Source organism: uncultured Mucilaginibacter sp., assembly GCF_903913935.1.
Classification (GTDB): Bacteria; Bacteroidota; Bacteroidia; order Sphingobacteriales; family Sphingobacteriaceae; genus Mucilaginibacter.
The window spans coordinates 1-2,798 of record NZ_CAIWNH010000239.1; the positions used below are offsets into that span (position 1 = coordinate 1).

Sequence of the window (2,798 nt, forward strand, 5' to 3'; positions counted from 1 at the left end):
CATTACCACAATATTTTAGGGCATTGTAGTTCATTGTGAATTCATTATGCGAAATCATCTTTTCCAGGAAACCGTGAAAATCCTCCAATTTTATATCTTCCGGTACCATATTATTTTTCTTAAATTCCTGGAGAAATAATTCCGATTGCTCCTTTACAGATAAGTTTTCTAATATTGTTTTAGTAATATTGTTTTTTTTACCAGTTAGCTGCTCAACCTTTTCTGCAAAAATTCCAAGCCTGTCTAATGATGTTATTTCACTGCCGGGGTTATCCATTCCTAACCTGGGCGCTTTTTGATCTAATATAATAACTTGCGACTCCCTGTTTTCAAGATCTTTCAATTGCACTGCCATTTCATACGCTATTAAAGCCCCCATTGACCAACCAGCAAAAACATAATTTTTACCGGGAGTTTGTCTTAGGATAGTATCAAGATAACGCTTAGCCATCGTGTTGACCGATGAGTCATCGCTATATGTTAAAGCTGACTGTAAACCATAAACCGGGGAATCGATATTTATTTGCTGAGCCAATTCATAATAACACAAAATATTTCCTCCCGCAGGGTGCACTAAAAAAACAGCTGTATTTGATGTCCCCCGCTTTAACAAAACAATCGGATTATTATTTGATGAATGGCTGTCAATCCGTATCAGTCTGGCTAATAAATTGATTGTATTATGTTCAAACATTACTCCTATTTGGAGATGGGTTAAAAACCGACTGTTTATTTTTCCTATAAGTTCAATGGCTATGATTGAATTACCGCCAACCTCAAAAAAATTATCGTAAATACTGATCTTATCAATTTTTAATACATCTTTCCATACATGAGAAATGATAATTTCAATTTCATCCCTTGGCGATACTGAAGCTTCAGATTCTTCATGATGGTCACTAATCTCAATTTCTTTTAATTTCCTGATATCAATTTTACCGTTTCCTAAACGTGGAAAACTATCCAGTTGGACAATATTACCGGGCACCATGTAATCTGGCAGTAACAACTTCAAATCCCGTTTCACTTGCGAAATGTTTATTTCTTCGCCGGCCGAACCGATAATAAATGCGGCGAGTGAATTTTCCGATTTCGAAACGACCAGCACATCTGTTATATTTTTGTCTTTTAAAATCGTTCTTTCTACTCCTTCCAGTTCAACTCTATACCCCCTGATTTTAATCTGTCTATCCATTCTTCCCAAATATTCAACACTGCCATCTTCCAGCTTGCGGCCCAAATCGCCTGTATTATAAAATCGGTTACATGGCAAACCTAACGCCTCACCAAAAACAGTTTTTGTTAATAGGTCGTTATTGTGATAACCCCTGCCAACATTATTACCACAAACAATAATTTCCCCTGTTAATCCATCAGGCAATTCTGTATTATTTTTATCTGCGATAAATACGATATTGTTGTCTAATGGTTTACCCAGCGGGATTATGGAATTTGAATTTATTTCGTTTATTTCATGAGTCAACACACCAACTGTAGTTTCCGTAGGGCCATAATGATTCATAATTCGGAGTTCTTTGTTAATGCCCCTTATATTTTCAATCAAACCCGGCGATACCTTTTCTCCTCCAAGTATTAAGAGTTTAGCCGGTAATAGTTTAGTAGAGCTTTTTACTTTTAATAAACTTGATAAAAGAGAAGGGACTATTTTAAGGCAATCAATTTTATTATTTGAAATATAATCCGAAAGTAATTGTGCACTTGTTATATGATTATCAGAAATGATGTCCACAGATGCGCCATGTGTCAAGGCGGGAAAAATTTGTGTGTTTCCGAGGTCGGTAGCTATGGATGAAACAGTAGCAAATTTATTGTTATGATCTAATTGAATGCGTTTCCATATTGCTTCAGAGTAATTAAATAGCTGCCGGTGCTCGATGCACACTCCTTTGGGGACGCCGGTGCTTCCTGATGTATACATTATATAAACTAAATCATTGGGGTTTATATGAATATCTGGGGTTTCGTCACTACAGCTTTGGATATATTTCTTTTGCTCATCAATCAACAGCAATTGAATTACCGGATGATTGAATCGTAATTTGTATTTGTATTCTGTAATAACATACTTAATTTTAGCATCATCAAGGATATAATTTAATCGGTCCTGAGGTGTTGAAGGATCAATAGGTAAATACGCTGCCCCCGATTTATTAATGCCAATAATTGAAACAACTAATTCATCAGACCTATCGAGTAACATTGCAATTACAACATCCTTTTTATTTTTTGTATTGATAATATAATTGGCAATCTGGTTGGCTTTTTTGTTTAATTCATTGTTATATATTTACAGCAATCATATTGACAAAACAGGGGATGACAAAACTTCGGAGGGTAAAGTGTTTGAAGCGACCGAAACAGAATTTGAATATCTCCTTAGAATTATAAAGCACATTAATAATATGAATGGGTACAATATGATCGTAACAACCGATCATGTGTATTTATATCAGCATAACAAATTGGACGAAACAGACTTTATTGATTTTACACCATCAGGGACTATATATAAGAGCAGTCGTAGATTTGTACTTGGAAAAGATTTATTGGAGAGCCCATCTGTTCAGAAATGGCGTGGAGCGGCAATTGGTTTTGGCGATGATACCGAGACCTTAATCCCAAAGTCTATTAATCGCATACGAATACAAGGAGCAGGGAGTCGTTTTGTCCATGGTGGATCAAGTTTACTGGAAATAGTTATACCGGTATTGGAAATAAACAAAGCCCGTAAAAATGATATTGAACAGGTTGACATTGATATAATAAGTGGATCGTCA

2 protein-coding genes are annotated in these 2,798 nt (G+C 35.6%); one reads left to right on the plus strand and one right to left on the minus strand.

Annotated elements, in window-relative coordinates:
• A partial coding sequence (locus tag QZY09_RS09185) for an amino acid adenylation domain-containing protein (RefSeq protein WP_367119201.1) occupies positions 1 to 2,308 on the minus strand: 2,308 nt, incomplete at its 3' end.
• On the opposite strand from QZY09_RS09185, the gene QZY09_RS09190 reads away from it, so the two are divergent.
• The coding region (locus tag QZY09_RS09190) for a PglZ domain-containing protein (RefSeq protein WP_295671437.1) at positions 2,265 to 2,798 on the plus strand (534 nt) is incomplete at its 3' end. The genes QZY09_RS09185 and QZY09_RS09190 overlap by 44 nt on opposite strands.